Below are 25,397 nucleotides of genomic sequence, written 5' to 3'. Positions count from 1 at the left end.
GGGTCCCTGGACCCGATCAAGGAGCACCGTCCGTGACGACCGTCCAATCGCCACCCGCGCCCCCCACGGCGATACGGCCCAAAGTGGTGGCCCGCACGGGCCTGTACGCCGTGCTGGCCGCCAATGTCGCCGTCGTGACCGTCTTCTTCGCGCAGGCCGGGTTCGCGTCGAACGCGCTGATCGTGCTGGGCCGGCTCGCCGGGTTGTACGGCGCCCTCTTCATGGCCTTCCAGCTGGTGCTGGTGGCCCGGCTGCCGTGGCTGGACCACCGCATCGGCATGGACCGGCTGACCACCTGGCACCGCTGGGTCGGCTTCGGCCTGCTGTGGACGCTGATGTCCCACGCGGTGTTCATCACCTTCGGCTACGCCGAGGGCACCTCGATGGGCCCGGTCGACGAGCTGGTGGAGCTGGCCGAGACCACCGAGGGCGTGCTGCGCGCGATCGTCGCCCTTGTCCTGATCATGATCATCGGAGCGGTCTCCGCGCGCTACGCCCGCCGCCGGCTCGCCTACGAGACCTGGCACTTCATCCACCTGTACACCTACGTGGCGGTGGTCCTGGCGTTCACCCACCAGGTCGGTGTCGGTACGACGTTCACCTCGTCGTCCGCCGCGACCACGTACTGGTGGGCCCTGTGGAGCGTGGCGCTCGGTTCGGTGTTCCTGGGCCGGGTGGTGCTGCCGCTGCGCAAGAACCTCCGGCACCAGCTGCGCGTGTCGGCCGTCGTCCCCGAGGCCGACAACGTCGTCTCGATCTACATGACCGGCCGCGACCTCGACAAGCTGCCCGCCCGCGCCGGTCAGTTCTTCCTGTGGCGGTTCCTCACGAAGGACCGCTGGTGGCAGGCCAACCCGTTCTCGCTGTCGGCGGCGCCCGACGGCAGGTCGCTGCGCCTGACCGCGAAGGTGGCCGGTGACGGCACCGCCGCCCTGCGGCACATCCCGGTCGGCACCCGGGTCTTCGCCGAGGGCCCGTACGGCGCGTTCACCGCGATGCACCGCACCCGGCCGGAGGCGGTCCTGATCGCCGGCGGGGTGGGCGTCACGCCGATCCGCGCGCTGCTCGAGGAGATCCAGGGCCACGCCGTGGTCATCTACCGGGTCGCCCGGGACCAGGACGCCGTCCTCTACGAGGAGCTGCGGGACCTCGCCCACGCCAAGGGCGCCGAGCTGCACCTGGTGTCCGGACCGGCCGTCCCCGACATGCTGGCCCCGGACGCGCTGACCGAGCTGGTGCCGGACATCACGGACCGGGACGTCTTCCTGTGCGGCCCGCCGCCCATGATGAACGCGGTGTTGCGCAGCCTGCGGGAGCTGGGCGTGCCCCGGTCGCAGACCCACTTCGAGCGCTTCAGCCTGGCCGGATAAGAGGAACGTCGTGAAACGAGCACTGCCTGTACTGGTCCTGAGCATCGCGGGCCTGGTCCCCGTCTGGCTCTACGAGCCGTCGTTGGGCATCACGTCCTCGGAGGCCTCGACCCCGTCCGTGTCCTCCTCGTCGTCCTCGGCACCCTCGGGGTCCGCCGGTTCGTCGTCCACGGTCGTCGCCGGCACCACTGTCGCCACCGAGAAGGGTGACGTCCAGGTCGAGGTGACGTTCGCGGGCTCGAAGATCTCCTCGGTGCGGATGCTGAAGCAGCCGAACCACCCGCAGACCACCGCCGCCGTTCCGGTCCTGATCAAGGAGACGCTGACCGCGCAGAGCGCCGACATCGACACCGTCTCCGGCGCCACCATCACCAGCGACGGTTACCGGGAGTCCCTCCAGGCCGCCATCGACTCCCAGGCGGACTCCGTCGCGTCGTCCCCGTCGCCGTCCGCGTCCACGTCGGCCCCCGCCGCCGAGTCCGCGTCCAAGGTCGTCTCCGGGACCGCCGTGGACACCGAGAAGGGCACCGTGCAGGTCGAGGTGACCTTCGAGGGCGACAAGATCACTGCCGTGAAGATGCTCCAGCAGCCGAACCACCCGCAGACCACGGCCGCCGTTCCGGTCCTGGTCTCGGAGACGCTCGCCGCACAGAGCGCCGACATCGACACGGTCTCGGGCGCGACCATCACCAGCGACGGCTACAAGGAGTCCCTCCAGGCCGCCATCGACGCGAAGGGCTGATGGGATGCGGCGCGTCGAACACATCATGGGGTTCCCGATCTCGCTGCGGATCGACGACGAGAACGCCCCGGTGGAGGCGGCGGACAACGTGTTCGCATGGCTCCACGAGGTCGACGCGCGGTTCAGCCCCTTCAAGCCCGACAGCGAGGTGTCCCGCCTCGACCGGGGCGAGCCGGAGTCCGGCGAGCTGAGCGCGGACCTCACCGAGGTGCTCGGCCTGTGCGAGGAGTACCGGGTCGCGACCGGAGGCGCCTTCGACGTACGGCTGCCGGGCCGGGGCCTCGATCCGTGCGCGGTGGTGAAGGGCTGGGCGGTGCAGCGGGCGGCGGAGCTGCTGGAGAAGGCGGGCGTACGGACATACTGCCTGAACGCCGGCGGTGACGTGGTCGCCGCCGGGCGCGCCTGGCGGGTCGGTGTACGGCATCCCGAGCACGCCGACCAGTTGTGCACGGTGCTGGAACTCACCGAGGGGGGTGTGGCGACCTCCGCCCGCTACGAGCGGGGCGACCACATCCTCGACGGCCGCACCGGGCGCCCGGCGACCGGACTCCTGAGCCTGACCGTTGTCGCGTCGACGCTCACCGAGGCGGACGCCACGGCGACGGCGGCGTTCGCGATGGGCGCGGAGGGCATCGACTGGGCCGCCGCCCGCAAGGGCTGCGAGGTGTTCGCGGTGGACGCCGGCCGGCAGGTGTTCCGGACGCCGGGCTTCCCGGTGGCCGCCTGAACGGACCCGGTCGGTGTCGTACGTCCTTGTGGGCGCCCCCCGTTGTCGACGGTGGGCGCCCACTGGCGTTCGGTGACGGTGGGCTCAGTGGCCCCGGGTGATCCACTCCTGGAGGTGCGGCGCCTCGGCCCCGATGGTGGTGGGGTCACCGTGCCCGGTGAGGACCTTCGTCTCGGGCGGCAGGGCGAGCAGCCGGTCCCGGATCGAGTCGATGATCGTCGGGAAGTGGGAGTAGGAGCGGCCGGTGGCACCCGGGCCGCCGTTGAAGAGGGTGTCGCCGGTGAAGACGGTGCCGAGCCCCGGGTCGTAGAGGCAGACCGCGCCCGGTGCGTGTCCGGGCGTGTGCAGGACCGTCAGATCGGCGCCGGCGGCCTCGATCACCTGGCCGTCGGCGAGCCAGGCGTCGGGGTCGCGGTCCGGGTGGGTCTGCTTCCACAGCGGCAGGTCGTCGCGGTGCAGCCAGATGGTGGCGCCGGTGCGCTCGGCGAGGGCGGGAGCCGCGTCGATGTGGTCGTTGTGGGCGTGGGTGCACACGATGGCGGTGAGGCGCCGGTCGCCGACGGCCGCCGCGATGGCGTCGGCGTCATGGGCGGCGTCGATGACGATCGCCTCATGGTCGTCGCCGATGATCCACACGTTGTTGTCGACGTCCCAGGTGCCGCCGTCGAGGCTGAACTGCCCGGAGGTGACGAGTCGTTCGATGCGCGCGGCCATCAGAACACCACCACGGAACGCAGTACGTCGCCGCCGTGCATCCGCTCGAACGCCTTCTCCACCTCGTCGAGTTGGATGGTCTCCGTGACGAACTTGGCGAGGTCCAGGCGGCCTTGGAGGTGCAGGTCGATGAGCATGGGGAAGTCACGGGAGGGCAGGCAGTCGCCGTACCAGGACGACTTCAGCGAGCCGCCCCGTCCGAAGACGTCGATCAGCGGAAGCTCCAGCTTCATCTCCGGCGTCGGCACCCCGACCAGGACCACGGTTCCGGCGAGGTCACGGGCGTAGAAGGCCTGCTTGTACGTCTCCGGGCGGCCGACCGCCTCGATGACGACATCGGCGCCGTTGCCGCCGGTCAGTTCACGGATCGCCTCGACCGGGTCGGTCTCCTTGGAGTTGACCGTGTGCGTGGCGCCCATCGTGCGGGCGGTGGCCAGTTTCCGGTCGTCGATGTCCACGGCGATGATCTTCGCGGCGCCGGCCAGGTTCGACCCGGCGATCGCGGCGTCGCCCACGCCTCCGCAGCCGATGACGGCGACCGTGTCGCCCCGACCGACGTTCCCGGTGTTGATGGCGGCGCCGATACCGGCCATCACCCCGCATCCCAGGAGCCCGGCGACAGCGGCCGAGACGGCCGGGTCGACCTTGGTGCACTGCCCGGCCGCGACCAGGGTCTTCTCGGCGAAGGCGCCGATACCGAGGGCCGGCGACAGCTCGGTGCCGTCGAGCAGGGTCATCTTCTGCTTGGCGTTGTGCGTGTTGAAGCAGTACCAGGGGCGACCGCGCAGACAGGCCCGGCAACTCCCGCACACAGCACGCCAGTTGAGGATCACGAAGTCACCGGGGGCGACATCGGTGACGCCCTCCCCCACCGACTCCACGACCCCGGCCGCCTCGTGGCCGAGCAGGAAGGGGAAGTCGTCGTTGATCCCGCCCTGTTTGTAGTGCAGGTCCGTGTGGCACACCCCGCAGGCCTGGATCTGAACCACGGCCTCACCCGGCCCGGGGTCCGGCACGACGATCGTCTCGACCCGCACCGGTTCGTTCTTACCCGGTGCGATCACGCCGCGTACTTCCTGCGCCATGGTGCTGAACCCTTCCATCGGCCAATGTTCGGTCCTTCGCTCCGACCCTACGTGCGACCGATCGGTAACGGCACGTTCACCGTGCGGCTCCCGCCGTCCGCGCCTCGGGCGCCCACTCCGAGCCGACCTGCTCCGCCTCGGCCCGGACGAGGTGCCGGCCGGTCTGCCGGACGGCTGTCCGCCGGGCGGGGACGCGACAGCCCTCGCCCTCACGACGACCCGGAACCGGCGGGCGCTGCGCGAACCACACACGGCGGTAGCGTTCACGGCGGGCGGAAACGACCGCCCCTCCGCTTCCCCGGTCGCCGACGTAGGGTGAATTCCCGCCCGCCTGCCGAGGAGCACCGTGAGCAACGCAGAGCCGAACGCCGGTCCGCCCTCGCCCGCTTGGCGACTGCTCCTCGGCTACGTACGGCCGCATCGGTGGACCCTGCTGGCGGGCGCCCTGCTGTCGCTGGCGACAGGCGCGGCCGGGCTGGCCCTGCCGCTGGTCGCTCGGGGGCTCATCGACGATCTGTCCCACGACCGGACGATCACCGGGGCGCTGCTGCTGATGTCCGCGCTCGTCGTCGGCAACGCGGCGCTGGGCGCGCTGGGTTCGTACGTACTGCGGCGAACCGCCGAGTCGGTGGTGCTGGGTGCGCGACGGGCGCTGTCCTCCTATCTGCTGCGGCTGCGGATACCCGCCGTGGACCGGACCGAGCCCGGCGATCTGATGGCCCGGGTCACCTCGGACACCACCCTGCTGCGCGAGGTGACCACCGACTCGCTCGTCGGCCTCGGCACCGGCGGTCTCACCCTGGTGGCGACGATCGTGATGATGGGTCTGGTGGATCCGGTGCTGCTGGGTGTCACCCTCGCCGTGATCGCGGGGGCGGGTACCGTCCTCGGCGTGATCGTGCCGCGTATCAACAGGGCGAGTCGGCGGGCGCAGGACGCGGTCGGTGTCATGGGCGCCTCGCTGGAACGGGTGCTGGGCGCGCTGCGCACGATCAAGGCGTCCGGCGCCGAGCACCGGGAGGAGGAGCGGCTGCACGCGGCGGCCGAGGAGTCGTGGCGGCAGAGCGTGAGCGCCGCCAAGTGGTCGGCCGCGGCGGGCAACACGGCCGGGCTGGCGATGCAGATCGCCTTCATCACCGTGCTCGCGGTGGGTGGCGCGCGAGTGGCGACCGGCGCGGTCGAGGTCGGCACACTGGTCGCGTTCCTCCTCTATGTCTTCTATCTGATGTCGCCGATCCAGCAGGTCGTCGGCGCGATCACGCAGTACCAGACGGGTGCCGCGGCCCTCACCCGCATCCAGGAGGCCCTCGCCCTGCCCGCCGAGCCGTCGTCGGCCCGCCCGACGCCCCTCCCCGCCGGCGACGCCGAACCGGCGGCGCTCGCCTTCGAGGAGGTCCGCTTCCGCTACGACGACGATCTCCCGTACGTCCATCACGGCGTGACGTTCACCGTGCCGCCCCGGGGAATGACGGCTTTCGTCGGCCCGTCCGGCGCCGGCAAGACCACCGTCTTCTCGCTCATCGAACGCTTCTACGACCCCGAGTCCGGCGTCATCACCCTCGACGGCCGCGACGCCGCCGGCTGGGAACTGGCCGAACTCCGTTCCGCCATCGGCTACGTCGAGCAGGACGCGCCCGTGCTGTCGGGCTCACTGCGCGACAACCTGCTCCTGGGCAATCCGGAGGCCGACGAGGAGGCCGTCACACGCGTGGTGAAGACGACCCGGCTCGACGGTCTGGTGGACCGGCTGCCGCGCGGCCTCGACACCCTGGTCGGGCACCGGGGCACCAAGCTGTCGGGCGGTGAGCGTCAGCGGGTGGCCATCGCCCGCGCGCTGCTGCGACGCCCCCGGCTGCTCCTGCTCGACGAGGCGACCTCGCAGCTGGACGCGGTGAACGAGGCGGCGCTCCGGGACACGGTCGCGGATGTCGCCCGTACGACGACCGTTCTCGTCGTCGCCCACCGGCTGTCCACGGTGACGATGGCGGACCGGATCGTGGTGATGGACGCGGGGCGTGTCCGCGCGGTCGGCACCCATCGCGAACTCGTCGCCGGCGACCCGCTGTACGCCGAGCTGGCGGCGACGCAGTTCCTGGCCACCACCGGCTGAGCACGCGCGGTTCGCGCAACGCTCAACTCTCCAGCCTGCGCAGCCGTTCCGTGTCGCAGGTGCGGGGGCAGGTGGAACAGGCGTCGTCCGGGCGGATCGTGTAGTAGAGGCAGCAGCCGGTACGGGTGCGGGTCGGGTGGCGGCGCCCTGACGAGTCGGTGAGGTGGCGGAAGTCGGCGCCACCGGGGTACGGGGAGACAGCGGAGGGCAGCAGTTCGGTGGCCGCGCGGACGGCGTCGTCCTCCCGGCCGAGCATCCTCCCCAGGTACCAGATCCCGGAGACCAGGTCGTCGGAGACAAGGCCCCACAGGGCGCGTGATCCCCGGCGGGCGATCGGGCCGAGGGCGGTCAGCAGCGGGGCCATGTGGTCGGCGACGGCCGAACGCAACTCGGTGCGCAGCGCCTCCTCGTGCGGGAGCACGGTGACTCCGGGCAGGGTCGCGGCGGGATCTCCCGGGAGGCAGGACAGGGAGGAACCGGATGTGATCTTGTACACGCCGGTGGAGAGGTCCAACCGGACGTCCTCCGGCCGGACGCGTGGCACGCGGCGCTCCAGGTACCAGACGCCGCTCATCAGCAGGCCGACCGACCAGGCGTAGTCGTGCAGGGCGCGGGAGGCGGCGACGTGCGGGCGGGCCGTGTGCCCGTGGCGCTCCTGGATCCGCGTGGCCTCGGCCTCGACAAAGGAGTGCAGGCTTTCCTGATCTGTCGTCAGTTCCCGCCCGGTGAGAACCACTTGAGGGCCCACCACGTCGGCGGGTGCCACCTGCACGGTGAGTACGTCGCAGAGGTCGGCGAGGCGTCGGTAGGCGTCGCCGAGCACACGCGCGGCGGCAGCGGCCGACGGGGGCTCCAGGGCCACGGTCATGGGTACTCCTGCGCGGCGAGGTTCAGGTGGGGTTAGATAGGCAAGGCTTACCTTACCGACAAGATCACAAGGTGGTGACCACGAATGCCCCCACCTCGACGATCAAGGCGCCGATCAGGCATTACGCACACCACAGCGCCCCCACAGCCGGTTGATAAGTAAAGTATGCCTAACCTAAGCTCCGGCTCGTGACTGCGACCCGACCGGGTGCACCGATCGGTGCACCCTTCCGTGCCCTGAGGCACATCCCGATCCTTCTCACCGGTCTCGGGGCCCTGGCCCTGTGCGCGGCGCTGAGCCTCGCCCTCGGTGCGCGCTCGGTGCCCCTGTCGACGGTGGCCGAGGCACTCTTCGGCCACGCCCAGGGAAGAGACGCCCTGGTGGTGACCGGGCTGCGACTGCCGCGTACCGTCATCGGGCTCGCGGTCGGGGCGGCGCTCGGGGTCGCCGGGGCGGTCGCCCAGGGCATCACCCGCAACCCGCTCGCCTCGCCGACCACCCTCGGGATCAACGCGGGTGCCGGTTTCGCGGTGGTGGTCGCCATCTTCGCGCTGAGGCTGAGCGACCCGGTCGAGTATCTGTGGTTCGCCTTCGCGGGCGCGGCGGGCGCCGCGCTCCTCGCCCAGGCGCTGGCCCGCCGGGCGGGCGACATCGACCCGGTTCGGCTCGCGCTCGGCGGCACCGTCCTCCAACTCGTCCTCCTCTCCTGGACGTCGGCGGTCATGCTGCTGAACCAGCGCACCCTGGACGAGGCCCGCTTCTGGCTGGCGGGCTCGCTCTCCGGGCGCACCCTCGGCACCCTCTGGCCGGTGCTGCCCACGCTGTTGCTGGGCCTGGTGGTGGCGCTCGCGGTCTCGCCCGCCCTCAACGCCCTTGCCCTGGGCGACGATTCGGCGCAGGCACTGGGCGTTCCGGTGGCCCGGATCCGACTGGCGGGCGGTGTCGCCGTCGTCCTGCTCGCCGGTTCGGCGGTGGCCGTCGCGGGCCCGATCGCGTTCATCGGCCTGGCGGCACCTCATCTCGTACGCCCGCTGCTGGGCGGCGACCACCGCCTCCTGGTCCCCGGGTGCCTGCTCGCCGGGCCCCTGCTCCTGCTGTCGGCCGACGTACTGGGCCGTCTGGTCATCCGCCCCTCGGAACTGGAGGTCGGCATCGTGACCGCGTTCCTGGGCGCCCCCCTGCTGGCGCTGCTGGCAAGGAAGGTGACCCGATGAGCGCCGCCACGACGTTCGCCCTCACGGCAGAGCCTGGATCCACCGCCCGGACGGCACGTCACCTCCCGACACACGCCGACTGCGACCGTGCGGCCAGAACGGCGGCCTCATGACCATCGCCGCCCGCTTCGCACGTACGACGGCCGGTGCCCGCGTCCGGCCGAGTCGCCGTGCGGCGCTCTACGCCGGCTGCGGCGTCGCCGCCGTCCTCACCCTGCTCACCGTCGCGCTGACGACGGGTGAGATGGCGATGCCGCCCGGTACCGCGCTACGGGCGCTGGCCGGACTGGGGGACTCCGGGGATGTGCTCGTGGTCCAGCAGTTCCGGGCGCCCCGGGCCTTCGCGGCCCTTGTCGCGGGCGCCGGGCTCGGTGTCGCCGGGTGTGTCCTGCAGCGGCTGTTCCGCAATCCGCTGGCCTCACCCGACGTGATGGGTGTGACCGGTGGCGCGTCGCTCGGCGCGGTCTCGCTCATCGCGGCCGGTGCCTCGCAGACGCTGATCCCCGTGGGCGCACTGGCCGGCGGGCTTCTCTCCGCCCTGCTGCTCGGCGTGTTCGCCTGGCGCTCGGGGGTCGCGGTGACCCGGCTGGTGCTGACCGGGCTCGCCGTGCAGGCGGGGCTCGCCGCCGCCGTGAACCTGCTGATCGTGCGCTTCCCGGCCGAGCTGGCCGGCTCCGCGCTCCAGTGGACCACCGGTTCGGTGTACGGGCGGACGTGGACGGAGGTGTGGGGAGCGGGCGGCGCCATGGTGGCCGCGCTCGCCGTCACCCTCGTACTGCACCGACGGCTCGCCGTGCTGGACCTCGGGGACGACTCGGCGGGCGCACTCGGGCTGGGCACCTCTGCCGCCCGGCTCCAACTCCTTTTCGTGGCCGTCGCGTTGGCGTCACTGGCCGCCGCGCTCGCCGGCCCGGTGACGTTCGTCGCGCTCGCCGTCCCCCATGTCGTCCGCTTCCTCACCGGCCCGCCGACCGCCGTCTCCCTGGCGCTTGCCGGTCTCACCGGTGCCGTACTGCTGCTCGCCTCGGACCTGGCGGTCCAGCATCTGCTGCCCGTCGAGGGACTGCCGGTCGGGGCGGTCACCGCCACTCTCGGCGCGCCCTGGCTGCTGGTGCTGATGTTCCGTCAGAGCACACCCGTTCACAGGAGTCACGCATGAACGCCCGGCCGGACACCGTCAACCAGCTGCGCACCCGGGCGCTCGACCTGCGCTACGGCGACCGCCTCGTCGTCGGCGGGCTCGACCTGACCCTCCCCGGCGGCGCCGTCACCGCGATCGTCGGCCCCAACGCCTGCGGGAAATCGACCTTGTTGAGAGGACTGAGCCGACTGCTCGCGCCCGCCGCCGGTACCGTCACCCTCGACGGCTCCGACATCCACCGGATGTCCGCGAAGGCCCTGGCCCTAAGGATGGGCCTGCTGCCGCAGCAGCCGGTCACCCCGGAGGCGATCACCGTCGAGGCGCTCGTCCGCCTCGGCCGGTATCCGCACCAGCGGCTGCTGGCCCCCTGGTCGACGGCCGACCAGCGGGCGGTCGACGAGGCCCTGGAGCGCACCGGGACGACCGCGCTGCGTGAGCAGCCCGTCGACCGGCTCTCCGGCGGGCAGCGCCAACGCGCCTGGATCGCCCTGGCGTTGGCACAGGACACCGAGCTGCTCCTGCTCGACGAACCGACCACCTTCCTCGACCTGCGGCACCAGCTCGACGTACTCGATCTGGTCGCCGCCCTGCACGCCGAGGCGGGCCGCACCGTGGTGATGGTGCTGCACGACCTCGGACAGGCCGCCCGCTACGCGGACCACATGGTGGTCCTCAAGGACGGCCGCCTCGCCGCCGCCGGCCCACCCGCCGACGTGCTCGACGCAACGCTCGTCAAGTCCGTGTTCGACGTGGACTGCCGAGTCATACCCGACCCGGAGACCGGCACCCCGCTGGTCATCCCCAAGGGCAGCCCGCTGCGGCACTCCGCCGCGACCGCCTGACCCGCCCGTACCGCCACGATCGACAGAAAGACCAACCCCCCTCATGCGCAACACCCGTTCACTGCCCGGAATGAGCCGGTTCAGCCGTCTTGGGCGCCTCCTGGCTCTGTTCCTCGCCGTCGTACTCGGCACCGCCGTTCTCGCCGCCTGCGGCAGCGGCGACGCTGACGACAAGGGCGGCAAGGGCACGGACTCGGCCGCCGACGCCGCAGCCGACACCGCCGGATTCCCCCGCACCCTCAAGACCGTCATGGGCGATGTGAAGATCCCCGCCAAGCCGAAGCGGGTCGTCGTGCTCGACACCGGCGAACTGGACGACGTCACCCTCCTCGGCATCGACCCGGTCGGCGCGGTCGCCCCGCACTTCAAGTCCGAGGGCGGCTTCCCGACGTACCTGAAGGGCGAGTTGAGCGACACGAAGGACGTCGGCCCGCTCCTGGAGCCGAACCTCGAACTGATCGCCTCCCTCAAGCCGGACCTGATCCTGTCCTCGAAGGTCCGCCACGAGGCGATCTACGGCAAGCTCAGCGCGATCGCACCCACCGTCTTCACGGAGACCACCGGCGGTGTCTGGAAGCAGAACCTGAAGGTGCACGCCGAGGCCCTCGGCCTGGAGACCGAGGCCGCGGCCGAGCTCAAGGAGTACGAGACGCGGGCCGAGGCACTCGGTGAGGCCATCAGGGCGAAGGACAAGGGCACCATGCCGACCGCGTCCGTGGTCCGCTTCATCGCCGGTCCGACCCGTCTCTACCAGTCCAACTCCTACAGCGGTGTCGTCCTCGGCGACATCGGCCTGGTCCGCCCGAAGTCACAGGTCTCCACCGACCCCGAGGTCACCATGAAGGACGTCAGCCCGGAGCAGATCGACCAGGCCGACGCCGGCCTGATCTTCGTCACCGCCGCCGACACCGAGGACAAGACGCAGAAGCAGCAGGTCGTCACCAACCCGGTCTGGAAGAGCCTGCCCGCCGTCAGGAACGGCAAGGTCTTCGAGGTCCCGGACGAGATCTGGATGTCCGGCATCGGCGTCCAGGCCGCCGAGCAGATGCTCGTCGACGTGGCCAGGGCCACCGGCGTGGAACTCCCGAAGAAGTAACTCCCGCTGTACGGGGGCGGGGCGCGCCCTTCTGCACGCGCCCCGCCCCCGGGCCTCCGACCCGGGCCGCAACCCCCCACCCGCTAGCGGAAGTTGTTCCACACGCCATGCGTCTGTACCTGCTCGCCCACAACCCCACCGACTCCGTCACCGAGGGCTTTCTGCCTGCCGCCGCCCGGCTCGGCCTCGATGTCACCGTCCTCACCGACCAGCCCGACGCCCACCGGGCCGCGTGTTCCACGTATCCGGACCTCGAGATCCTGGAGTGCGACGTCCGTGACTTCCGGGCCGTCGTCACCCGGATCTCCACGCATCACCGGCCCGACGCCGTCTTCAGCAACAGCGACCACCTCCAGACCCAGGCCGCCCTGGCCGCCGACTACTTCCGGCTGCCCGGCAAGGACTGGCGGGCCGCGCTCGCCTGCAAGGACAAGGCCGAGATGCGGCGCAGGCTCGCCGCCGCGGGCGTCGACACCGTGTGGTCCACGGAACTGACGCGGACCGCTCCCGTCGGGGCTGTCGCCCTGGCCGCACCGTACCCGTGTGTCCTCAAGCCGCGTGAGGGCGTCGCCAGCGAGGACGTCGTCCTCGTCGACAGCGCCGTGGAACTGGCGAGCCGCGCCGAGGAGATCTTCGCGCGGCGGCCGGGCAACGTCCTGGTCGTCGAGGAGTATCTGCCCGGGGAGCTGTACACCCTGGAGACGCTCGGCGACGGGAACGTCCGGCATGTACTGGGCGGTTTCCACACCGAGTTGTCGGCGCCGCCGTACTTCATCGAGGAGCGGCTCGTCCTCGTCCAGGCCCACCCGGAGCCGGTCGTCGCGCAGATCCTGGCCCAACTCGACGCACTGGGAGTCGGGTTCGGCGCGTGTCACACCGAGTTCGTGGCGCACGAGGGACGCGCCCGCATCATCGAGGTCAACTACCGTGCCATCGGCGACCAGGTGGACCTGCTGCTGGCCCGGCTCCTGGAGATCCCGCTCTTCGAGCACATCCTGCGGACCCATCTGGGCGAGCCGCTCCCCGCCGACCTGGGCATCCGCCGGGGCGGCGCGGCCCGCCTGGAATACCCGTGCGCCGACCGTGCGGGCACCCTGACCTCGGCTCCCCCGGCCACCGAACTCCACCTGGACGGCGTACATCTGACATACCGTCCGCTGCGCGCGGTGGGTGAGCGGCACGAACTGTACCGCACCAACCGCGACTACCTGGGCGTCCTGCGGGCCACCGGATCCGACCAGCCGACGGTCGACCGGGTGTCGGCGCGGTTCCTGGCGGACCGGCGCTGGGAGGTCCAGCCGTGACCACCGCCCCTTCCCTCCCCCTGACGACCGACGCCGCCGAGGCCGAACTGCTCACCCGCGTCCTCAGCGCGCTGCTCCGCGAGGACGTGGTCGGCCTGCGCACCCTCGGCACACTCTCGCACCGCCCGGACGGCATCTGGCTGCGCCTGGCGACCGGCGACGGCGACGCCCTGCTGCTGCCGCTCACCGAGGAAGGCTTCCAGTGCGTGTACGCCGCCCGGCTGCCACTGCTCGTGCGTGAGTCGGACGGCGCCGAACTGACCGCGTACGACACCGTGCTCGCCGCCCTGCGCTCGTCGGCCGACCCCGTGGACCGTGACGGCTTCGACGCCTTCACCGAGGAGAGCCGACAGACCCTTGTCACCCTGCGGCTGCACGAGGCCACGCGCGACGAGACCGACGAACGGCTGACGGGCCGTCATGGCGCCGACCCGGCGGGCTGGACGGGCCTGACGTCGTCTCTGGCGTACGACACCCTCGCCGCCCGTGTCGACCACCCCGTGTATCCGACCGCCCGCGGCCGGGCCGGGCTCACCGAGGAGCAACTACGCTCGTACGCACCGGAGTTCCACCCTCGGTTCACGCTGCGCTGGCTCGCGGTACCCCGGGAGGCGGTGACCCTCGCGGGTACGCTGCCGGAGATCTGGCCGACGCCCGCGATGCTCGGTATGGAGGATCTGCGGGACACGCATCTCGCCCTGCCCGTGCACCCGTTGACCGTCGGCGCCCCGCTCGACGAGGCGCTGCGCGTCACCGGCCTCACGGGCCGCGCCCGGCTCGCCGACCACGGACACCTGGAAGTGGTGCCGACCCTGTCGACGCGCACTGTCGCGGTGGCCGCCGATCCCACCCTGCACCTCAAACTCCCCCTCGTCACGGCCACGTTGGGGCTGCGCAACCGGCGCTCCATCAAACCGGGCACGCTGGTCGACGGCGCCGCCGGGCAGCGACTGATCGAGCGGGTCGTCGCACGCGAGCCCCGCTTCCAGGACACCGTCCGGCACGCCGACGAGACGACGTACGCGCACGCCGGACACGAGCTCCTCGCCGTCCTGTGCCGCCGCTACCCGGCCGGCCTCGACAACACCGCCGTCGTCCCGCTGGCCGCGCTCCTCGCCGAGGCGCCCGGCGGACGGCTGGTCGTCGACCATCTCGCGGACCGCTTCCACGACGGCGACCCGCTCGCCCTGCTGGACGCCTGCCTCACCCTCCTCTTCGACTGGCAGACCACCCTCTTCGGCTACGGCATCGCACTGGAGTCGCACCAGCAGAACGTCTCGCTGCTCCTGGGGCCCGAACCGGGCCGGGTACGGCTGCTGTTCAAGGACAACGACGGCCCGCGCCTGAACACCAGCCGCCTCGCCGCCGTCCTGCCGGGGCCGTGGGGCTTCGACGACGAACGGACCTACGGCACCGAGGACGACCCGGTCGCCGACGTGTTCACCACCATCACCGTCCATCTGTGCGCGGGCGCCTACGCCTTCGGGCTCGCCCGGCACGGCCGCGCCCCACTGCCCGCCCTGCTGAAGCTGGTCCGCGACCGGCTCGCGGAGGCGGTCGACCGGCTCGGCGGCAATCCGGCCGCCGTACTGCGCACCAGGATCCTGGACGCGACTCAGCTGCCCGTGAAGGCGATGGTCAGCGCCGGAACCCTCCTCAGCAAGGAGCGGTCGGGCGCCGCCGACATCAACAAGCACTACACCACCGGCCCCAACTACCTTCTCCACGCGGGCGACACGGGCGAAGAGACCGGAACTCGCTCCGGGGCCGCCGGATGAGCGCCGAGGCATGGCGCCTGCCGCGGCGTCGCTCCTCGTTCGGCCGAGGTCATGTGCACGCGGTGGCCGGCTGCTACTTCGTCGCGTCCTTCGCCGCTCTCGGACTGCCCCCGTATCTCACCCAGATCCTCCCGGAGCTGGGCGACCGCTCCGCGCGCTGGGCCGGGGTGCTGTACGTGGTCCCGACGGTGTTCGGCGCGCTCGGGGCCCCCTTCTGGGGCAGGCTCGCCGACCGCTTCGGCCGCAAACGCCTGCTGCTGCGCGCCCAGTTGGGCCTCGCCGTCGCCTTTCTGCTCGCCGGCTGGGCGGACTCCCTCGCCACGTTCACGGCCGCGCTGATCCTCCAGGGCGTCCTCGGCGGCACCTTCGCCGCGTCCAACGGCTATCTGGGTGCCTCGCTGGAGGGCCCCGCCCTGTCGAGGGCGCTCACCCTGATGCAGGGCAGCGCCCGGGCCGCCCTGGTCGTCGCACCGATCGTCGTCGGCTCGCTGTCGGACTGGTTGTCACCGCACCGCCAGTACGCCCTTCTGGCCGTACTCCCGCTGACCGCAGCCCTGTTGCTCGCCGCGCTCCCCGAACCGAGCGAGGAACAGGCCGCGGAGCCCATACCCGAGACCGTCGCGCCCGCCCTGGCGCCGGTGGTCTCCCTGCGCGCCCTGTACGCCCTGGAGTTCGCGTTCGTGTTCTCCACCGTGATCTCCTTCCCCTATCTGATCTCCCTGGTCGAGGACCGGCTTCCGGGCACGTCGGCAACGTTGTCCGGCGTTCTCTTCGCCCTCCCCCACCTGGTCTATCTGGTGTCGGCGCTCGGGGTGCACTCGGTGGTCCGGGACCGGCCAGGGTCCGGGATCGTCCTCGGGTTCGCCTGTATCGCGCTCGGTCTGGCCGGACACGGCGTCGCCGATTCACTGACCGAGCTGGTCGCCGTACGGCTGGTCCTCGGGGTTGGGCTCACGCTCGGCCTGGTGTCCCTGTCCGTCCTGGCCGCCGACTGCGCCAAGGGCCGTGCGCCCGGCGGGATGTTCGGGTCACTGGAGTTCTTCTCCAAGGCCGGCGCCGTTGTCGCCGGCCTCGCCGCGGCTGCGGGCAGCGCCCGTTTCGGCCCGGCCGCGCCGGTGCTGACGGGCGGTGCGGCCGCCGCCGTCACGGTGCTCGCCTCCCTCCTGCTTCTCACCCCCCGCTCGCCCCACGCCCGTTGGAGCCGCTGATGCCCTCACTGACCGACTCGCCCGACGCCGCCACCGCACCCGCCGGACTGCCCACCGCCGACGACGTGGTGACCCACACCCTCCTCAACTGTCTGCTGCGCGAGGTGTCGGGCCCGGAACGCCAGACCGTCGTCGACGACGGTCACCTGCTGCTCCGCCTGCCCCGACGCGGCGTTCTCCTGCGAATCGGCCTGCGCAGGACGTCGCTCCTGGGCGCCCACCGCTTCACCGGCCCGGTGACCGAGCGGGCCGGTGACGGCTGGGCGGCGCTGGGCTGGCGGCGCCTCGCCCAGTACACGCGCGACGAGCTGTCCCTGCGGACCGGGGAACGCAACGACGAGTTCCTGGAGCAGATCGCCTCCAGCCACCAGGCGGTCACGGCCGCCCTGGCCGGTGAGCGCCCCACCGGACCGGCCGACGACCGTCTCGCCGCCTACCTCGCCTCCGAGCAGTCCCTGCTGTTCGGCCACCGCTTCCACCCCACGCCCAAGGCGCGCACCGGCGACCCGCGCGCCTGGGCGGCGTACGCGCCGGAGACCGGGTCCGTCTTCCCGCTGCGGCATCTCGCCGTGCGCGCCGACCTGATCGCCGAGGAGAACGCCGCCCCCTGGGCCGTCGCAGCGCTGGACGGTCAGCGCACGGACGTCCCCGAGGGCTACCGGCTGCTGCCCACACATCCCTGGCAGTACGACACGCTGCGCGAACACCCGCTACTGCGTGCCGCGTCGGAACGCGGCGACATCCTGGACCTCGGCCCGGGCGGTCGCCCCTTCGCCGCCACCGCGTCCGTGCGCACCCTGTACGACGGCGAGACGTTCCTCAAGTTCAGCCTGAACGTGCGGATCACCAACTGCCTTCGCAAGAACAGCAGTTACGAACTCTCCGGCGCCGTCGCCCTCACCCGCGCCCTCGCCCCGGCCCTCACCGACCTGGCCGAACGCTTCCCCGGCAGCGCGGTGCTCCGCGAACCCGCCTACCGCACACTCGCCCTGCCCGGGCCCGACGGCACCCCGGACCGTGAACTCTTCGAGGGCTTCGGCGTGATCGTCCGCGAGGGCCTGCCCCGACGCCTCGCACCGGAGACAACTCCCCTCCTGGCAGCGGCGGTTGCCGACGAGTACCCGTCGAGTGCCGCGCACGTCTCCCGGCTGCTCACCGACACGGCCCCGGAGACCGCCCTCGACTGGTGGTCGGCGTACCTCGACCTGCTCGTCCCCCCTGTCCTGGCCGCCTACTTCGACCACGGGCTGGTCCTGGAGCCGCATCTGCAGAACGTGCTGATCTGTGTGGATGCCGGCGGCCGTCCCGTCCAGGTGCTCTTCCGGGACCTGGAGGGCACCAAGCTGGTTCCCGAACACCACCAGGACACTCTCGCCGCCCTGCCGGCCGGGGTCGCTGGCCCGATGACGTACGACGCGCAGCGCGGCTGGGACCGGGTCGTCTACTGCCTCCTCGTCAACCACATCGCCGAACTCCTCGCCGCCCTGGCCGACCTGCACCCGGAGGCCGAGGCCGCCCTGTGGGGGCGGGTGCGCGACACGCTCCGGTCCTACGCGGAGCGTTCCGGCTGCCCGCCCCGGCTCGCCGCACTGCTCGCCGGGGTTCCGCTGCCCGCGAAGGCCAACCTGCTCACCCGCTGGGAACGAAAGGCGGACCGCGAGGCGGGATACGTACGGCTGCCGTCCCCGCTCGCGGAGGACATTCTGCGCGACACCACCCGGAGCACCCGATGACCCTCGCCGTGCGCGACCACGCGCTGTCCCTGTCCACCGCCGAACTGCCCGCGTACGTCTATGACCTGGCGGAACTGCGCGCTCACGCGGCAGTGGTCCGGGAGTCACTGCCCGAGCGGGTCGAGCTGTACTACGCGGCCAAGGCCAACCCGGAGCCGGAGATCCTGGCCGCGCTGTCGCCGTACGTCGACGGTTACGAGGTCTCCTCGGGCGGCGAACTCGCCCATGTCGCGGGTGCGGTGCCGAGCCGGCCGCTGGCGTTCGGTGGGCCCGGCAAGACACCGGACGAGGTACTGACCGCACTGAGGCTGGGCGTCGACCGGTTCCATGTCGAGAGCGAGCACGAGCTGCGTATGCTCGCCGAGTTGACGCGACAGGTCGGGCCCGCGCGCCGGGTGGCGGTGCTGGTGCGCGTCAACATCCCGGTGTCCGACGGCTCGTTGGCGGGGAGCTCACTGACGATGGGCGGCCGGCCGACGCCCTTCGGGCTCGACCCGGCCGGGGCCGCGCCGGTGTTCCGGGCGTTGACCGACGGAACGTATCCGCAGCTCGAACTGCGCGGTGTCCACGCCCACTTGGCGAGCGGACTCGACGACCGGGAGCAGCTGGCGGTGGCCGAGTCGGTGGTCACCTGGGCGGCGGGGCTCGGCGTGCGCGTGACCGAGGTGAACGTCGGCGGCGGGATGGCCGTGGACTACGCCGCGCCGGCCCGTCGTTTCGACTGGGCGGCGTTCGGCAGGGGCCTGGCCCGGCTCACCGAGGCGTACCCGGAAACGACCCTGCGTATCGAACCCGGCCGGGCGCTGACCGCGTACTGCGGCTGGTACGCGACGGAGGTGCTGGACGTGAAGCGGAGCCATGGCGAGGAGTTCGCGGTCGTCCGGGGCGGCACCCACCATCTGCGCACCCCCGCGACGAAGGGCCACGACCAGCCGTGCACGGTGCTGCCGGTGGACTCCTGGCCGCACCCCTGGCCGCGCCCGGTGGCCGAGGAGTCGCGGGTCACGCTGGCCGGCCAGCTGTGCACACCGAAGGACGTACTGGCCCGGCAGGTCCCGGCGCCGGGGCTGCGGGCCGGCGACCGGGTGCTGTTCTCGATGGCGGGCGCGTACGCGTGGAACATCTCCCACCACGACTTCCTGATGCACCCGAGGCCAGGCTTCCATTTCCTGGGCGCGGAGCCGGCGACGACGAGCGAGCCGAGATAGCTGGGAAGTACGACACACCTGTGGGCCGCCCGGTCCGGCCGGGCGGCCCATATACCTTCTGTCCGTGCGTCCGTCAGGCCTCGATACCCGGCAGCAGGCCGGTCACGGGGGCGGCCATGTCGGTCAGCTGATGCAGCTGCTGGAGGTCGCTCAGGTGGTTGAGCGAGCTCAGCTGGCTGGAGACCCGCGGCAGGTCCTCGTGGTACTGGGCGGGAATCTCGCTCACGGCGAGCGAGTCGAGCTGGGCGATCGGGTTCAGCTTGCCCGCGTTCTGGTCGGCGGCGGGAGCCGCGCTCGCCAGCGGGGCGGCGAGGCCGGTGACACCGATGGCGAGACCAACGGCGGCGGCGATTCGTCGTGTTGAGATCATGGACTGACCAACGTCGCACGCCCCTCACCGGACACGGGCACCGCGCCCCGCTCACTCGTCAGGCTCATCGTCCGTCTGCGCTTGCCGAGCCTCCCGGGACGGAGGACGCTCGGGGGAGAGGCTCCTCGCGGCCCGGACCCGATCGGGCCGCGGCCCTCGAAGGAGGTCACCATGGGCACCGCGGCAAGCCCCGCCTTCGACACCGAAGCGCTGCGCCGGGGCATCGAAGGACAGGACGCGGCAGCGCTGCTGTCGCTCTACGCCGACGACGCCGAACTGCGCGTCGTCGACCACAAGACCCAGCCCAGCCACCCGATGGTCATGCACGGGCGCGGCGAGATCGGCGCCATGCTGACGGAGGTGTACGGCAGGGACATGACCCACAAACTGGAACAGGTCGTCGTCCAGGGCGACCAGGTCGCCTACACCGAGTCCTGTCTCTACCCGGACGGAGTCCGCGTCCTCGCCGGCTCGATGATGTCCCTGCGGGACGGCAAGATCGTCGACCAGACCGTGCTGCAGGCATGGGACGAGGAGGATTCCTGACCTCGGCTAGGCTGAGAGCGGGTCGTGACTGGCGCTGAGGTGGAGAACCACCGGGGAGCGGCCTCGCGAAGAACGCGGAGTGTGTGCCGTGCGCCTGGGCGATGACTACTGCTCGCTCAGGAGTGGACCATGTCTCAGGCCCGGCTCATGGACGGCACTTCTCTCGCCCGGCGCATCGTCGAGGACACCGCGAAGAAGGCCGCCGACCTCACCGACCGCACGGGCGCGACGCCCTGCCTCGCGACCGTGCTGGTGGGAGCGGACCCCGCCTCCGTCACGTACGTCCGCATGAAGCAGAACCGCTGCCGCAAGGCGGGTATCGAGTCCCGCCATGTGGAGCTGCCCGCCGCCACGACCACCGAGGAACTGGTCGGCACGCTGCGCTCCCTCTCGAAGGACCCCGGTGTGCACGGCATACTGCTCCAGCACCCGATGGGCGCGCACATCGACGAGCGGGCCGCGTTCGAGGCGATCGCGCCGGAGAAGGACGTCGACGGTGTCACCTTCGCCTCCTTCGCGACGATGAGCTTCGGTCTGCCGGGCTTCGTGTCCTGCACGCCCGGCGGCATCATGCGGCTGCTCGACGCGTACGACGTCGACCTGCCCGGCAGTCGGGCCGTGGTGGTGGGCCGCAGTGCGATCCTCGGCAAGCCGGTCGGCATGCTGCTCCTCGGCCGGGACGCGACGGTGACGTACTGCCACTCGCGGACCAGGGACCTGTCGTCCGTCGTCCGCGAGGCCGACATCGTGGTCGCCGCCGTGGGCCGGCCCCGGCTGATCCAGGGCGCGGACATCAAGCCCGGCGCGGTCGTGATCGACGCCGGGTACAGCCCCGGGAACATCGGCGACGTCGATTTCGACTCCGCCGTCGAACGGGCCGGGCTGATCACCCCGGTGCCGGGCGGGGTCGGTCCGATGACCATCGCGACACTGCTGGAACAGACCGTCGACGCCGCCGCCCGGCAGCTCGGGGCGTGAGCAGCGCATCCAGGCGCTGCAGTGCGTGACATCGCCCGCGTTCAGGCCCCACTGGGGTTCGGCAACCATGGCGGTGTTTCCGCGCCGAGGACGGCACCGCTGATCCTCGCGCGGGGAGCGGGCGCGTGTCCTCGCGGCCCGGAACGGCGCGGATGAGGGTGTCGGACCGGTTCCGGAGTCGGTGAACCGGCCGGCCCCTTGGGCAGCGCCGGTCTGACGGGCGCACCCCGGTCCGGGCGGCCCGGGGAACGTCAGGAGGTCCCGGTGCCCTCGGCCGGCGCCGGGCCCGGGGGCAGCCAGCCCGCCGGTCGCAGGATGCCCAGCAGCATCCGCACCAGCTCGTCCACCACCTCGTCCAGCGTGGCGTCGACCCACCCCGCACTCCAGTCGTGCAGCAGACCGTTGACGCTGCCGATGAACGCGGTCGCGGCGAGGCGGTAGTCGCGCGGCGCCGCCTCTCCCACGGCGACGGCGGCCTCCGCCTCCGTGCAGATCAGGTTCACCCAGCGGGAGCGGCGGGCGAGGCGCTGTTCCTCCAGGCGGGCACTGACGCCGATGATCTCGACGAAGGTGATCCGGATGCGGCGCGGATCGGCGGTGACGTTGGCGGCGTAGGCACGGAAGATCGCGGCGGCGCGTTCGGCGAGGGGCAGGCCGTCGGCGGCGGCCAGCGCGGTGAGCGCCGCCCCCTCGGCCCAGTCGTTGACCTGGAGGTGAAGGGCGGCCAGGAGGTCCTCCAGGGTGCGGAACTCCTCGTAGAACTGGCGCGTCGACAGACCGGCCGCCTCGCTGAGCGCGGCGACGGTCGTCGAGCGGTACCCCGGCGTGTCGCCGAACAGCTGGAGGGCGGCTTCAAGGAATCTCCGGCGCCGTTCGGCCTGCCGTTCCTCGGCGGTCCTGCCTGCGTAGCGGCCGGTCGGCGCCCTGAGTCTGCCCGCCAATGAACCCTCCTTCGTCGGTCCGGGGGCCAAGTTTGTCGTGCACGGAGTCTTGTGGAGAAGGGCACCCCCTACTTACTTTCCAGTAAGTCCAATCTGAACGTGACCGTGTTCAGTTTCCCGCCCGCAGCCGCGATCTCTTTTTTGCCCCATATGTCATGCACCCGCCACAGCCCGTCTGTCCACTCCCGGAGGGGAGAGCACTCATGTCCGCTTCCAGATCCAGGCACCTCTGTGCCATGGCCGCCGCCCTCGTGCTGACCGTCACCGCCCCCGCTGCCACCGCCGTCGCCGCGACGGCGGCCGAGGACTCCAGCACGGCCGCCGCCGACCTGCGCGAGGTGATGTTCGTCGGCAACAACTGGGAAGGCACCGCGGACGTCATCAAGTCCACCGGCGACTTCGCCAAGATCGGCCGGATCAACGTCGTACCCGACAAGGCGGCGCGGATGGCCGCGATCAACGCCGACCCCATCAAGTGGATCTACTTCATGGCCATTCGCAACGGCGTCGGCGAGGGCCACGACCAGCTGGTCGACGACATGTACTCCACTCCGGACGGCAAGTCGGTGGTCGTCTCCCGGCCCAGCTTCGCCGACGTCGTGTCGATCGACCTCGCCACCGGGGCGATCAACTGGCGCTTCCCCGTGTCGGGTTACCGCTCCGATCACATGGCGGTTTCCCCCGACGGCACCCGGGTCGCGGTCTCCGCCTCGATCTCCAACACCGTGCATGTACTGAACATCAACACCGGCGCGCAGATCGGCTCGTTCGCCACCGGCGACAAGCCGCACGAGAACATCTTCACCAAGGACGGCAAGTACATCTGGAACATGGCCATCGGGGACGTCAACACCTCGCAGGACGCTCCGTGGCAGGACTTCACGAAGGGCGACCGGAAGATCACGGTCGTCGACGCGGCCACCTTCAAGCAGGTGAAGGTGATCGACATGCGGGACCGGCTCAACGCCATCGGTCTCACGGACTTCTCGGACGCGGTCCGCCCGGCCGTCTTCTCGCCCGACGAGTCGAAGCTGTACTTCCAGGTCTCGTTCTTCAACGGCTTCTTCGAGTACGACGTCGCCACCGACAAGATCACCCGGACGAAGACCCTGCCGAAGAACCCGGCGACCAGCGACGACCGCACCACGTTCGTCAACGACTCGCGCCACCACGGGATCTCGATGAAGCCGGACGGCACGAAGCTGTGCGTCGCGGGCACGATGGACGACTACGCGACGGTCGTCGACCGTGCGACGCTCCAGGAGGGGCCGCTCGTCCCCGCCTCGAAGCCCTACTGGGCCACGGTGAGCGGCGACGGCAAGTCCTGCGTGATCTCCGAGAGCGGTGCCGACCAGGTCACGGCCATCGACTTCGCCACCGGGCAGAAGACGGTGTCCGTGCCGGTCGGCGACCACCCCCAGCGAGTCCGCCTCGGCCATGTCGAGGCGGACTGGACTGGCCCGGCGACCAACTGACCTGTCATTTCAGGTCGGTTGGCCGCCGGTTGCTCGACTAGCTGAACTCCTGCGCGGCCCATGAGGCCAGTTCGGTCCGCGCGGAGTTCAGCAGGGCCGCCGAAGGAGCCGTCGCCCCGTTGGTCACCAGCGCGTAGTGCAGGACTCCCGAGTCCGGCGCGGTGAGCAGCAGGCGGCGGCTTCCCGTGTTGCCGGGGTCGGTGCCCGCCGCGATCGGGGTCGTACCGGTGTAGGCCGGCGGGCCGTAGACCGTGCCGAGGTCGGAGACGACCGTGGTGGTCGCCGTCGGGAAGGACGCCGGCAGATGGAGCTCGGTCGGCGCCGAGATGCCCTTCGACCGCCACACCAGCACGCTGTACTGCCCCGAGCCCACCAGCGTGGACACGTTCGGCAGCGAACTGGGCACCGGGTTCCAGGTGAGGGTCGAGGACCCGTCCCGGGAACGGTCCTCGTAGGTGAAGGCGAGGGTCGTCCCCGCCGTGGCGCCCGGATAGACACGGTCCAGCATGCGGGCGTCCTGCCGCAGCACCGCCGTACCGGAGTCGTCGAGGCGTACGGCGGACAGGTCCTCGTCGTTCCAGCCGTCACCGGAGGTGATCACCTTGTCGGCGTTGTCGTTCATCAGCTCACGGTGGCGGCCGTTGTAGATGTCCCACTGCCACTGGCTGCCGGACAGCACCGGCCCGGAGACGCTCGCGTTCGCCCACCAGCTCGCCCCCTTCACACGGGAGTCGAGGGCCTGGTACATCGCCTTGTAGACCGACGGCGCCTTGCCGGAGACCGATCCGCTCAGCGGGTGGCCGAACTCGCTGACGATCCCGGTCGTCCCGAGGGCGGCGGCCCGGTCGCGGACCGTGCCGAAGTCGGTGACGTACTGGCCGTCTCCCGCGTTGCCCCACATCAGGATGCCGGAGATGGCCTTCTGGTCGTAGAAGTGGGTGTTGAAGACATAGCGCGGGCCGGCCGTCCCCGCGTCGAGGAGGCCGCCCTCCTGCTTCTGGGAGTCGATGTTGGCGTTCCAGAACATGTTCGGTTCCACGAAGGCCGGCTTGTCCTGCCAGCCGGCCGAGTCCATCCGGGCCCGGAACTTCACGAAGAACGGCCACAGGACGTTCTTCTCCCAGGTCCGGCTGGTCTGACCCGAGTCGAGATTCCCCGGATGCGGTTCGTTGTACGGGTCGAAGCCGACCACGCCCGCGAACTGGTCGCCCGTCAGGTTCTGTTTGAGGTACGTCATCGTCTTCTGGGCGGTGTCGAGGAACGAGTCCTGGATCCCGTAGGCGTTGTGCCAGAAGTCGTATGTCGCGTTCTTCACCGCCGCGTTCGAGGTGATGTTCTGCCCCCACAGGAGGCAGATCCCGCAGTACTCGTCGGGGTAGTTGCCGAGGTCGACGGCCCATTTGGGGGCGCCGTCGCCGGTGTACCAGCTGTCCGAGTCCCAGAGCCAGCGGGAGTAGAGGTCCTGGTGGAAGTCGGGATAGACGCGGATGCCCGCGTCGAGGAAGGCACCCATCTGGGCGGTCGCCGCGGCCAGATAGCTACTGCTCACCGAGCCCCGCACCGGCTCCGCGTACGCCCAGGAGAGCAGGAAGCGGACGCTGTTGCCGCCGCCGAGCGCTCGTAGGGCGGTCGCCGACTTCTTGGCGTCGGCCACGGAGGCGAACGGCAGGCCGTTGTTCTCCTTGAGCTTCGTCTCGCCGGAGACGTTGTAGCCGCGGAGCACGACCTCTCGGCCCAGGGAGTCCGCGAACCGGCCGTTCTGGACAGTGAGGGCGGTGGAGGCCGGAGCGTCGAACCAGAGGGTGTCGGCCCGGGCGGGCTGGGAGCCGACGGTGGTCACGAAACCGGTGACCAGAACCAGTACGCCGAGCAAATGCACACGTGACTTCGACATGTGCATTACAGTCCCGCGCGCATCAGGGGCCGTCAATAGAAACTGACTCCTGA

22 protein-coding genes and 1 riboswitch are annotated in these 25,397 nt (G+C 71.2%); of the genes, 16 read left to right on the top strand and 6 right to left on the bottom strand.

The features are described 5' to 3' along the window. Window positions 1-32 precede the first annotated feature (32 nt). The 3 genes from PV734_RS10330 to PV734_RS10320 are packed head-to-tail and all read left to right on the top strand — an operon-like array spanning window position 33 to window position 2,839. Window positions 33-1,370, top strand: coding sequence for a ferredoxin reductase family protein (locus PV734_RS10330; RefSeq protein ID WP_319090828.1), 1,338 nt, complete (start codon window positions 33-35; stop codon window positions 1,368-1,370). 10 nt (window positions 1,371-1,380) lie between these two features. Beyond that, window positions 1,381-2,112 (top strand): FMN-binding protein, encoded by a 732-nt coding sequence (locus PV734_RS10325; RefSeq protein ID WP_319289309.1) that lies wholly within the window; start codon window positions 1,381-1,383, stop codon window positions 2,110-2,112. A 4-nt stretch (window positions 2,113-2,116) separates the two neighbouring features. After that, entirely contained in the window at window positions 2,117-2,839 is a 723-nt protein-coding gene (locus PV734_RS10320) for an FAD:protein FMN transferase (RefSeq protein WP_319090830.1), read from the top strand. An 84-nt stretch (window positions 2,840-2,923) separates the two neighbouring features. On the opposite strand, the gene PV734_RS10315 is transcribed toward PV734_RS10320, so the two are convergent. Next, the gene (locus PV734_RS10315) at window positions 2,924-3,553 is read right to left on the bottom strand and encodes an MBL fold metallo-hydrolase (RefSeq protein ID WP_006373690.1); all 630 of its coding nucleotides are present in this window, start codon (window positions 3,551-3,553) and stop codon (window positions 2,924-2,926) included. Next, entirely contained in the window at window positions 3,553-4,638 is a 1,086-nt protein-coding gene (locus PV734_RS10310; RefSeq protein WP_319289364.1) for an S-(hydroxymethyl)mycothiol dehydrogenase, read from the bottom strand. The genes PV734_RS10315 and PV734_RS10310 overlap by 1 nt, the downstream gene beginning before the upstream one ends. 346 nt (window positions 4,639-4,984) lie before the next feature. Here PV734_RS10310 and PV734_RS10305 point away from each other — a divergent pair, with 346 nt between their 5' ends. Beyond that, window positions 4,985-6,748 (top strand): ABC transporter ATP-binding protein, encoded by a 1,764-nt coding sequence (locus PV734_RS10305; protein WP_319289308.1) that lies wholly within the window; start codon window positions 4,985-4,987, stop codon window positions 6,746-6,748. Between the two features lie 22 nt (window positions 6,749-6,770). Here the strand turns inward: PV734_RS10305 and PV734_RS10300 are convergent, their stop codons facing one another. Continuing rightward, entirely contained in the window at window positions 6,771-7,616 is an 846-nt protein-coding gene (locus tag PV734_RS10300) for a (2Fe-2S)-binding protein (protein ID WP_319090832.1), read from the bottom strand. A gap of 188 nt (window positions 7,617-7,804) precedes the next feature. On the opposite strand from PV734_RS10300, the gene PV734_RS10295 reads away from it, so the two are divergent. The 9 genes from PV734_RS10295 to PV734_RS10255 all read left to right on the top strand — a co-directional run bounded on the left by PV734_RS10295 (window position 7,805) and on the right by PV734_RS10255 (window position 19,140). Next, the gene (locus PV734_RS10295; protein ID WP_319090833.1) at window positions 7,805-8,830 is read left to right on the top strand and encodes an iron ABC transporter permease; all 1,026 of its coding nucleotides are present in this window, start codon (window positions 7,805-7,807) and stop codon (window positions 8,828-8,830) included. Window positions 8,831-8,939: 109 nt separating this feature from the next. Next, window positions 8,940-9,989 (top strand): iron ABC transporter permease, encoded by a 1,050-nt coding sequence (locus tag PV734_RS10290; RefSeq protein ID WP_319289307.1) that lies wholly within the window; start codon window positions 8,940-8,942, stop codon window positions 9,987-9,989. Next, complete coding sequence (locus tag PV734_RS10285; protein WP_319090835.1) at window positions 9,986-10,813, top strand: ABC transporter ATP-binding protein; 828 nt, start codon at window positions 9,986-9,988, stop codon at window positions 10,811-10,813. The genes PV734_RS10290 and PV734_RS10285 overlap by 4 nt, the downstream gene beginning before the upstream one ends. Window positions 10,814-10,856: 43 nt before the next feature. Beyond that, a complete protein-coding gene (locus PV734_RS10280) occupies window positions 10,857-11,909 on the top strand; it encodes an ABC transporter substrate-binding protein (protein WP_415924183.1) in 1,053 nt (350 codons plus the stop codon). A gap of 107 nt (window positions 11,910-12,016) precedes the next feature. Next, the gene (locus PV734_RS10275; protein ID WP_319289305.1) at window positions 12,017-13,213 is read left to right on the top strand and encodes an ATP-grasp domain-containing protein; all 1,197 of its coding nucleotides are present in this window, start codon (window positions 12,017-12,019) and stop codon (window positions 13,211-13,213) included. Further along, window positions 13,210-14,991 (top strand): IucA/IucC family protein, encoded by a 1,782-nt coding sequence (locus tag PV734_RS10270; RefSeq protein ID WP_319289304.1) that lies wholly within the window; start codon window positions 13,210-13,212, stop codon window positions 14,989-14,991. Before PV734_RS10275 ends, PV734_RS10270 begins: the two co-directional genes overlap by 4 nt. After that, entirely contained in the window at window positions 14,988-16,199 is a 1,212-nt protein-coding gene (locus PV734_RS10265; RefSeq protein ID WP_319289303.1) for an MFS transporter, read from the top strand. Before PV734_RS10270 ends, PV734_RS10265 begins: the two co-directional genes overlap by 4 nt. Next, the gene (locus tag PV734_RS10260) at window positions 16,199-17,932 is read left to right on the top strand and encodes an IucA/IucC family protein (RefSeq protein ID WP_319090840.1); all 1,734 of its coding nucleotides are present in this window, start codon (window positions 16,199-16,201) and stop codon (window positions 17,930-17,932) included. Before PV734_RS10265 ends, PV734_RS10260 begins: the two co-directional genes overlap by 1 nt. Continuing rightward, the gene (locus PV734_RS10255; RefSeq protein WP_319289302.1) at window positions 17,929-19,140 is read left to right on the top strand and encodes a type III PLP-dependent enzyme; all 1,212 of its coding nucleotides are present in this window, start codon (window positions 17,929-17,931) and stop codon (window positions 19,138-19,140) included. Before PV734_RS10260 ends, PV734_RS10255 begins: the two co-directional genes overlap by 4 nt. A 73-nt stretch (window positions 19,141-19,213) precedes the next feature. Here the strand turns inward: PV734_RS10255 and PV734_RS10250 are convergent, their stop codons facing one another. Beyond that, window positions 19,214-19,510, bottom strand: coding sequence for a hypothetical protein (locus PV734_RS10250; protein WP_319090842.1), 297 nt, complete (start codon window positions 19,508-19,510; stop codon window positions 19,214-19,216). Between the two features lie 171 nt (window positions 19,511-19,681). On the opposite strand from PV734_RS10250, the gene PV734_RS10245 reads away from it, so the two are divergent. Together PV734_RS10245 and PV734_RS10240 are read left to right on the top strand one after the other, a co-directional pair. Further along, the gene (locus PV734_RS10245) at window positions 19,682-20,056 is read left to right on the top strand and encodes a nuclear transport factor 2 family protein (protein WP_319090843.1); all 375 of its coding nucleotides are present in this window, start codon (window positions 19,682-19,684) and stop codon (window positions 20,054-20,056) included. A 14-nt stretch (window positions 20,057-20,070) separates the two neighbouring features. After that, a riboswitch (ZMP/ZTP riboswitch) is annotated at window positions 20,071-20,163 on the top strand. A 22-nt stretch (window positions 20,164-20,185) separates the two neighbouring features. Beyond that, window positions 20,186-21,034 carry a bifunctional 5,10-methylenetetrahydrofolate dehydrogenase/5,10-methenyltetrahydrofolate cyclohydrolase gene (locus tag PV734_RS10240; protein WP_319289301.1) on the top strand — a complete coding sequence of 283 codons (849 nt, stop codon included), beginning with the start codon at window positions 20,186-20,188 and terminating at the stop codon, window positions 21,032-21,034. A gap of 251 nt (window positions 21,035-21,285) precedes the next feature. Here PV734_RS10240 and PV734_RS10235 read toward each other — a convergent pair whose 3' ends face one another. Continuing rightward, window positions 21,286-21,975: a helix-turn-helix domain-containing protein gene (locus PV734_RS10235; protein WP_319090845.1), complete on the bottom strand. Its 690-nt coding sequence runs from the start codon at window positions 21,973-21,975 to the stop codon at window positions 21,286-21,288. Window positions 21,976-22,178: 203 nt separating this feature from the next. Between PV734_RS10235 and PV734_RS10230 the strand changes: the two genes are divergently transcribed. Further along, window positions 22,179-23,450 (top strand): YncE family protein, encoded by a 1,272-nt coding sequence (locus PV734_RS10230; protein WP_319090846.1) that lies wholly within the window; start codon window positions 22,179-22,181, stop codon window positions 23,448-23,450. A gap of 37 nt (window positions 23,451-23,487) precedes the next feature. Here the strand turns inward: PV734_RS10230 and PV734_RS10225 are convergent, their stop codons facing one another. After that, entirely contained in the window at window positions 23,488-25,350 is a 1,863-nt protein-coding gene (locus PV734_RS10225; protein ID WP_319289300.1) for a cellulase family glycosylhydrolase, read from the bottom strand. Window positions 25,351-25,397: the final 47 nt, after the last annotated feature.

Source organism: Streptomyces sp. AK08-02, assembly GCF_033795085.1.
GTDB lineage: Bacteria > Actinomycetota > Actinomycetes > Streptomycetales > Streptomycetaceae > Streptomyces > Streptomyces echiniscabiei.
Note: the sequence above shows the minus strand (reverse complement) of the source record. Positions and strands in the feature narration are given on the sequence as shown.

Coding starts and splice junctions, on each gene's coding strand:
- PV734_RS10320 (WP_319090830.1), top strand. CDS start 2,117: ATGCGGCGCGTCGAACACATCATGGGGTTCCCGATCTCGCTGCGGATC.
- PV734_RS10315 (WP_006373690.1), bottom strand. CDS start 3,553: ATGGCCGCGCGCATCGAACGACTCGTCACCTCCGGGCAGTTCAGCCTC.
- PV734_RS10310 (WP_319289364.1), bottom strand. CDS start 4,638: ATGGCGCAGGAAGTACGCGGCGTGATCGCACCGGGTAAGAACGAACCG.
- PV734_RS10300 (WP_319090832.1), bottom strand. CDS start 7,616: ATGACCGTGGCCCTGGAGCCCCCGTCGGCCGCTGCCGCCGCGCGTGTG.
- PV734_RS10290 (WP_319289307.1), top strand. CDS start 8,940: ATGACCATCGCCGCCCGCTTCGCACGTACGACGGCCGGTGCCCGCGTC.
- PV734_RS10285 (WP_319090835.1), top strand. CDS start 9,986: ATGAACGCCCGGCCGGACACCGTCAACCAGCTGCGCACCCGGGCGCTC.
- PV734_RS10280 (WP_415924183.1), top strand. CDS start 10,857: ATGCGCAACACCCGTTCACTGCCCGGAATGAGCCGGTTCAGCCGTCTT.
- PV734_RS10275 (WP_319289305.1), top strand. CDS start 12,017: ATGCGTCTGTACCTGCTCGCCCACAACCCCACCGACTCCGTCACCGAG.
- PV734_RS10265 (WP_319289303.1), top strand. CDS start 14,988: ATGAGCGCCGAGGCATGGCGCCTGCCGCGGCGTCGCTCCTCGTTCGGC.
- PV734_RS10260 (WP_319090840.1), top strand. CDS start 16,199: ATGCCCTCACTGACCGACTCGCCCGACGCCGCCACCGCACCCGCCGGA.
- PV734_RS10255 (WP_319289302.1), top strand. CDS start 17,929: ATGACCCTCGCCGTGCGCGACCACGCGCTGTCCCTGTCCACCGCCGAA.
- PV734_RS10250 (WP_319090842.1), bottom strand. CDS start 19,510: ATGATCTCAACACGACGAATCGCCGCCGCCGTTGGTCTCGCCATCGGT.
- PV734_RS10245 (WP_319090843.1), top strand. CDS start 19,682: ATGGGCACCGCGGCAAGCCCCGCCTTCGACACCGAAGCGCTGCGCCGG.
- PV734_RS10240 (WP_319289301.1), top strand. CDS start 20,186: ATGTCTCAGGCCCGGCTCATGGACGGCACTTCTCTCGCCCGGCGCATC.
- PV734_RS10230 (WP_319090846.1), top strand. CDS start 22,179: ATGTCCGCTTCCAGATCCAGGCACCTCTGTGCCATGGCCGCCGCCCTC.
- PV734_RS10225 (WP_319289300.1), bottom strand. CDS start 25,350: ATGCACATGTCGAAGTCACGTGTGCATTTGCTCGGCGTACTGGTTCTG.